The 6,566-nt window shown below is 72.6% G+C and carries 5 protein-coding genes and 2 pseudogenes; 1 reads left to right on the top strand and 6 read right to left on the bottom strand.

Going from position 1 to position 6,566, the window contains the following annotated elements; all coding sequences use genetic code 11:
• The 6 genes and pseudogenes from AC51EU_RS25285 to AC51EU_RS25260 form a co-directional block, all read right to left on the bottom strand.
• A pseudogene (locus AC51EU_RS25285) lies at positions 1–224 on the bottom strand (hypothetical protein); the annotation flags it as partial.
• Positions 225–411: 187 nt separating this feature from the next.
• The gene (locus AC51EU_RS25280) at positions 412–1,722 is read right to left on the bottom strand and encodes a DUF58 domain-containing protein (RefSeq protein ID WP_496269379.1); all 1,311 of its coding nucleotides are present in this window, start codon (positions 1,720–1,722) and stop codon (positions 412–414) included.
• Positions 1,723–1,737: 15 nt separating this feature from the next.
• Positions 1,738–2,703 (bottom strand): AAA family ATPase, encoded by a 966-nt coding sequence (locus tag AC51EU_RS25275; protein WP_496269378.1) that lies wholly within the window; start codon positions 2,701–2,703, stop codon positions 1,738–1,740.
• The gene (locus tag AC51EU_RS25270) at positions 2,684–3,910 is read right to left on the bottom strand and encodes a DUF4350 domain-containing protein (protein ID WP_496269377.1); all 1,227 of its coding nucleotides are present in this window, start codon (positions 3,908–3,910) and stop codon (positions 2,684–2,686) included. The genes AC51EU_RS25275 and AC51EU_RS25270 overlap by 20 nt, the downstream gene beginning before the upstream one ends.
• Positions 3,907–4,599: a DUF4129 domain-containing protein gene (locus AC51EU_RS25265; RefSeq protein ID WP_496269376.1), complete on the bottom strand. Its 693-nt coding sequence runs from the start codon at positions 4,597–4,599 to the stop codon at positions 3,907–3,909. The genes AC51EU_RS25270 and AC51EU_RS25265 overlap by 4 nt, the downstream gene beginning before the upstream one ends.
• Positions 4,600–4,603: 4 nt before the next feature.
• Positions 4,604–6,091 carry a DUF7847 domain-containing protein gene (locus AC51EU_RS25260; protein ID WP_496269375.1) on the bottom strand — a complete coding sequence of 496 codons (1,488 nt, stop codon included), beginning with the start codon at positions 6,089–6,091 and terminating at the stop codon, positions 4,604–4,606.
• 152 nt (positions 6,092–6,243) lie between these two features.
• On the opposite strand from AC51EU_RS25260, the pseudogene AC51EU_RS25255 reads away from it, so the two are divergent.
• A pseudogene (locus AC51EU_RS25255) lies at positions 6,244–6,566 on the top strand (S-methyl-5-thioribose-1-phosphate isomerase); the annotation flags it as partial.

The raw sequence follows: 6,566 nt of genomic DNA, 5'->3' as shown, positions 1-6,566 counted from the left end.
CAGGGGAGGCCCCGCACCGTATGGTGCGGGGCCTTTCTGCGTTCCGGGACAATTCCCCGGCCTGGAGGGGAAGGACCGGCGTACGGGGTTATCGCGGGCGGGCGGGCGGGCGGGCGGGTGGTCGGTTCGGTGAGGGCGGCGATTGCCTCGTCGATGGGGGTGGGGCCGGAGATGAGTTCCAGGGTGAGGCCCGTGGCGGCGGGGGTGGCGAGCAGGGCGGCCACGTCCGCGCGGTCGATTTCGCCGACGCCGGTGGTCGCGGCGAGGCGGACGCGGCCGGTGCCTGGGCCGGCGCGGAACCACGAGGGCCTGGGGCGGGACGCATACGGGCATAGGGATGCGCTGCTGTCCGACAGTGCCTGCGAAGAGGATTCAGCCGGACAGCGCCTGTCCGGCTGAGCCCCGGCGTCGTCAGAGCTGACCGCTGGACTTCAGGGTGAGGTAGGCGTCCGCCAGGTCGGGAGCCAGGCGGTCGGGGGTGGAATCGATGACAGTGACACCGTGGCGGCGGAGGACATCGGCGGTGTGTCGGCGCGCGGCGCGGGTGTGTTCCGCAGCTGCTGCGGCGTAGACGGCCTGGGGCGTGTGGCGGCCGGCGGCCATTTCGTCGATGCGGGGATCGGCTACAGCGGCCACGAGCACCTTGTTGCGTCGTGTGAGGCCGGGGAGGACCGGGAGCAGAGCCTCTTCCACGGGGGCCGGGTCGAGGCCCATGAAGAGGACGATGAGGGAGCGCCGCGGGGCGGTGCGTTGGATCTCGGCTGCCAGTCCGCGGGCGTCCGGCTCGACGAGTTCTGCTTCGACGGGAGCCAGGGCGTCGGTGAGGGCCGGCAGGAGATCACCGGCCGTACGGCCTTGTACGGAGGTGCGTACTCGGCGGTCGTAGGCGAGCAGGTCGACGTGGTCGCCGGCGCGGGAGGCCAGTGCGGCCAGCAGGAGGGCGGCGTCCATGGAGGCGTCGAGGCGGGGGATGTCACCGACGCGGCCGGCCGAAGTGCGGCCGGTCTCCAGGACGAGCAGGAGGCGACGGTCCCGTTCGGGGCGCCAGGTGCGTACGGAGAGGGATTGCCTGCGGGCGGTGGCCCGCCAGTCGATGGAACGGATGTCGTCGCCGTGCAGGTAGTCGCGGAGGCTGTCGAACTCGGTTCCCTCACCGCGCGTCAGGACGCTGGTGCGACCGTCGAGTTCCCGGAGGCGGGCGAGCTTGGCGGGAAGGTGCTTGCGACTGGTGAAGGGGGGGAGCACGCGCAGGGTGCCCGGAACGTCATGGCTTCCCTGACGGGCGGCCAGGCCGAGGGGGCCGTACGAGCGGACCGTGACGCGGACCGCGTGGTGATCACCGCGGCGCGTCGGTCGGAGGACGGTGGAGATGCGGCGGCGTTCCGCGCCGGGAACGCGGACGCTGTGGCGGGATGCGGTGATCTCGGAACCGGGCTGGAAGCTGCTCGGGGGCCAGGCGTCGCGGATATCGGCGCAGAGGGGACGGCGGTCCGGGTTGGTGACGGTGAGGTGTGTGAGGGCCTCTCCTGTTAGTCGAACTGTTGTGTCACCGGTTCGGGTGAAACGGAGCTTTCGCACTGGCGCGGCGAGAGCCATATCGCACAGGATTGCTATCAGCAGGGCGAGTTGGACGGTAAGGATGCCGAGCCAGCTCGGGAGAACGAAGCCGACGAAGAGGGCTCCGAGCGCGGAAAGGAGGGCGGTACGTCCGGTGAGGGCCACGGCGTTTTCTCGGCGTCAGCGGGGGACGGGGAGGTGGGCCAGCACGGCGGTGATGACGGAGTCCGGCGTCACTCCTTCCATCTCCGCTTCCGGACGGAGATGGACACGGTGGCGGAGTGTCGGGAGTGCGAGGGCCTTGACGTCGTCGGGGGTCACATAGTCGCGGCCGGTGAGCCAGGCCCAGGCGCGGGATGTGGAGAGCAGAGCGGTGGCACCACGGGGTGACACACCGAGAGCAAGTGAGGGGGATTCACGGGTGGCACGGCAGATATCGACGATGTAGGCGGTGACCTCGGGGGAGACGGAGGTCTGCGCGACCGCGGTCCTGGCCGCTTCGAGAGCGGCGGCGGAGGCGACGGGGCGGACTCCCGCGGCCTTGAGGTCGCGGGGGCTGAAGCCCGACGCATGGCGGGTGAGGATGTCGATCTCGTCCTGGCGTGCCGGCAGGGGGACCGTCAGCTTGAGCAGGAAACGGTCGAGTTGGGCTTCGGGGAGCGGATAGGTGCCCTCGTACTCCACCGGGTTCTGGGTGGCTGCCACCAGGAACGGCTCCGGGAGGGGGCGCGGTGTGCCGTCGACGGTCACCTGGCGTTCCTCCATCGCTTCGAGGAGGGATGCCTGGGTCTTGGGCGGGGTGCGGTTGATCTCGTCGGCGAGAAGGAGGTTGGTGAAGACAGGGCCGGGCTGGAAGGAGAACTCCGAGGCGCGGGCGTCGTAGACGAGGGAACCGGTGACATCGCTCGGCATCAGGTCGGGTGTGAACTGGATGCGCTTGGTGTCGAGTTCGAGGCCGGCGGACAGTGCGCGTATCAGCAGGGTCTTGGCAACGCCCGGGACGCCTTCGAGAAGCACATGACCGCGGCAGAGCAGCGCCACGACCAGGCCCGTGACGGTGGGGTCCTGGCCGACGACGGCCTTGGCGATCTCGGTGCGCAGGGCCTCCAGGGAGGCGCGGGCGCTGTCAGCGGTCGGGGTGCTCACGGGGGGCGTGCCTCTCTTGGGAAACGATCGAGGTGAGGAGTGCGTCGAGGTGGTCGGCCAGCTGCACCAGGGCCTTGTCGTCGGCCGGAGCCGGTCCGAAGAGCAGGGCCGTCAGGTCTGTGGCGTTGTCCGGTGACGAGGGCATCCGGGCACGGACGGCGGTGAGGAGGATGTCCGGGGTGTGGGCGTGCGCGGGGGCCACACCGACGAGAGGGGCGAGCCGGTCACGGGTCGCGGAACGCAGGACGGCGGAGGCACGGTCGCGGGCGTTGGCCTGCTCGTAGAGACGCGCGTGTCCTTCGGCGGTCTCGGAGGCCGGAACGGTCACCGGGAGCCGTTCGGGTACGAGGGGGCCGAGTCTGCGGGCGCGCCACAGCGCGGCGCATCCGGCGGCGAGGGTGAGCTGGAGCAGCCCCCAGCTCCAGCCGGAGGGGATCAGATCGAAGAAGTCGCGTGGTGCGTCCGGGGAGGACGACGGGTCACTGGCGGAGGGGAGGTACCAGATCAGATGGTCGTGCGCACCGAGCAGTTGAAGGGCGAGCGAGGCATTGCCGCGCTCCGTGAGACGGTGGTTGTAGAGGATGCCCGGCGCGCCGAGGAGCACGGTGTCGCGGCCGGACGGCGTGGCCGGAAGCCGTACAAGTGTCGGCAGGCCCTCGTCGGCGTAGCAGGCGTCGCTGTGGGCGTCGGACGTCGTGTAGCGCACGCCGCCTGTGAGGGCGTCGCCCGCGCGCTGCGCGGCGGTAAGGGCGCAGCCCGGATCGTGCGGGCCGACGGGTACGGAGTCCTTCGCCCGCACCCCGGGGGCGAAGGTGTCGAGCGCGGTGCCTTCCGGCGCCAGGAGAACGGTGCGGCCGGTGGTGCGCGCGGTTGCGGAGCGCAGGGCGGTCAGTTGTCGGGGGGTGAGCAGACCGGGGTCGGTGACCAGGAGGGTCGTCCGGGGACCGGCCGCGGAGGCGGCCTCTGCGGCGGTGGTCACCACACGGGTGGTCACTCCGCGGTCGGCGAGCAGTTGGGTCAGGGCCTGGCTGCCCAGCGGGTCCGCCGAGCGGGGGTCGAGCCGTCCGTGGTTCCGGCCGGACTGCAGGGCCGCGAGGGCGAGGCCGCTGACGACGAGCACCAGCAGGGCGAGCAGCAGCCCGCGCGACCGGGTCCACAGCCAGTGGGCGGAAGGGGTGAGCGAGGACGTGCTCGGGGTGGCGGTCATCCGCGGCTGCCGAGGGTGCTCGCGGCGGGCTGCGGCCTGGTGTTCCGGAGGTCGGTGTCCAGGGCGCTCATCAGGGCGTATGCCTCCGGGGTGCCGTGGTGGCCGCCGTATGTGATGTCGTCGAAGGCGCGGGCCGCCGCGCGCAGCCGTGCCGCGTGCGCGGGGAGTGCCCGGCCCGCCTCCGCGGCGGCTTCGTCGGCGGTGCGGCCCGGTGCCGGTGTCAGCAGTGCCCGCTCCTCCAGGGAGAGGACAAGCGCGCGGAGTCTCTCCTGGACGGCCGGGCTCCACCGGCTCTCGGCGGCGTGCCGTTCGGCCGTGGCGCGGTGTTCGGCCGCGGTGCTGGGTGTGTCGGTGAAGAGAGTGCGGCTGCTGGTGGCGGTGCGGCGGAGGGAGCCGAGCCGCAGCCGTAGCGCGACGACGAGCAGCAGGACGATGACGACGAGGGTGAGGAGCCCGATCCAGCCGCCCGGAGAGACGCCGGCGGCCGTGTGGAGGAGTTCTCCGACGCGGTCCCAGAGCCAGTTCAGGGCGCGCTGGATCGGATTCGGGTCGTGCTGGTGGTACCGGGGGTCGGACAGTTCGCGTTCCGCCGCCTCACGGGCGGGTACGCGGGATATCCGCAGCGGCTCCTCTCCCTCGGAGAGCGCCGCGAGATGCCCGAGCACGACCATGCTCCCCCCTGCCGTCACCGCGTCAGCCTCCCGTAGCCGGGCCCCCGGGGCGTCCCGGGGAGCTGTCCTCGGCACCACCCGTGTCCCCGGGGGCCGGGGGCTCGCCGGGCCCGGACGGGGCGGCCTGCGGGCGCGGCGCGGAAGCCTCGGGGGAGGTGGCGGGGGCCGGGACGGTGCCGGGTACGGCCGCGCTCGCCGGGGGAGCCCCCGCACCGCCGGTGGCGGGGTACGCGGCGGGCGGCTCCGTGCCGTAGCCGGGGATTCCGGCGGCTCGGGCGAGTTCGATGTCGAGGGCCTCGCGGCGGATGCGCTGGTCCATGTAGAGGAGCGAGGTGACTCCGGCGCTGAGCGGCAGCGTCAGGGTGGAGCTGATCACGGCGCCGATGCCCAGCACGGTGAGGAACGTCCAACTCGCGGAGCCGCTGGTGCCCTCCAGCCAGTTCATGATGCTGTCGCCCTCCAGGAGGAACGCGATCACCGTGACCGCGGACTGCACGCTGAGGGCGAATATGGCGATGATGATGTACGTCAGGATCTGGATGCCCAGCACGCGCCACCAGGAGCCCCGTACGAGCTTCGCCGAACGGCGCATCGAGGCGATGACCCCCTGCCGCTCCAGCACGAGAGCGGGGGAGGCGAGGCTGTAACGCACCCCCAGCCAGATGTTCACGAGCAGCGCGGCGAAGGCCCCGAAAAGCGCCAGCAGCGGCCCCGCCGCACTCGTGCTCGCCGCGCTCAGTACCAGCCCCGGCGCGATGCCCACGGCCATGACGGCGAGAAGGATCAATGGCAGCAGGAGCAGCAGACCGAGCAGGCGCGGCAGCCGGGCGCGCGCTTCGCGCCAGGCTTCCCCGGTGGTGACGGGGCGTCCCAGGACGGCCCGGCTCACCACGACGGTGAGCAGTCCGGTCGCGATGATCGAGGCGAGCAGTCCGATCACCGAGGTGAGGAGAGTGCCGAGAAGGGAGATGCCGAGTTCGCGGATCTCCTCCCGGCTCGGGGAGCCTGTGGCGCCGTTGCCCACGGAGAGCTGCCGGCCCGCGTCCGTGAACCACAGGCCGTTGGCCACGGTGGTGGCGGTCTCCGTGACGATCGCGACGACCAGCGAGATGCCGAGGACGGTGCGCCAGTGGGCGCGCATCGTCGAGATCGCGCCGTCCAGGATCTCGCCGATGCCGAGTGGGCGGAGCGGGATGACGCCGGGCTTCGCGGCCTGGGGGACGGAGGACCAGCCGACGCCGCCCCAACCGGGCTGCGGGCCGGGTCCGCCCCAACCACCGCCCGCGCCGGAGTGGGCGCGCCCCCGGGCGCCCGTGCCGCTCTGCTGCGGGATACCGGCGGGGGTGGTCCACTGGCCCGCCGGCGGCTGCTGCGCCGACCAGTTCGGTGGTATGGGCGGCTCGGCGGAGCCGGGGCTTCCGGCCGTGCCGGAGGGCTGCTCCTGAGCACCGCGGTCCGGTTCCTCGGAGGGGGTGGATCCGGGCGAGGCCCAGCCCGGAGAGTTGTTCATCGTCGCTCCTTCGTGCATTCCCGCCGCGGGGGCGGTCGGGGTCCGGTGTCCGCGGTGTCAGTCATCGTGTCATGGCGTCCTGCGCGGCGTGCCGTTGGCCGGAGGGGGACAGGCGCTTCTGCGGGAGCGGTCATCGACGGCAGACTGGGCGGATGGTCGATCGCTACGAGGTATCCGAGGCGGGCGCCGCGCAGCCCGCAGCCCCGTCGTTGCGCTGGGCGGACCCCCCGGAGGGGCCCGCGGTGGTCCTTCTCGATCAGACGCGGCTGCCGGCCGAGGAGGCCGAGCTGGTCTGTGCCGAGGTGCCCGCGCTGGTGCGGGCGATCCGCACGCTGGCTGTGCGCGGTGCTCCGCTGCTGGGCATCGCGGGTGCGTACGGCGTGGCGCTGGCCGCGGCGCGGGGTGACGACGTCAGCGAGGCTGCGGAGGTGCTGGCGCATGCCCGGCCCACCGCCGTCAACCTGGCGTACGGCGT

Source organism: Candidatus Streptomyces philanthi, assembly GCF_059553635.1.
The sequence above is the reverse complement of the archived record's forward strand: the minus strand, read 5'-3'. Positions and strand labels throughout refer to the sequence as shown.

What these genes read in the sequence shown, in the direction of transcription:
- AC51EU_RS25270 (WP_496269377.1), bottom strand. Translation starts at nt 3,910, where the DNA reads ATGACCGCCACCCCGAGCACGTCCTCGCTCACCCCTTCCGCCCACTGG.
- AC51EU_RS25260 (WP_496269375.1), bottom strand. Translation starts at nt 6,091, where the DNA reads ATGAACAACTCTCCGGGCTGGGCCTCGCCCGGATCCACCCCCTCCGAG.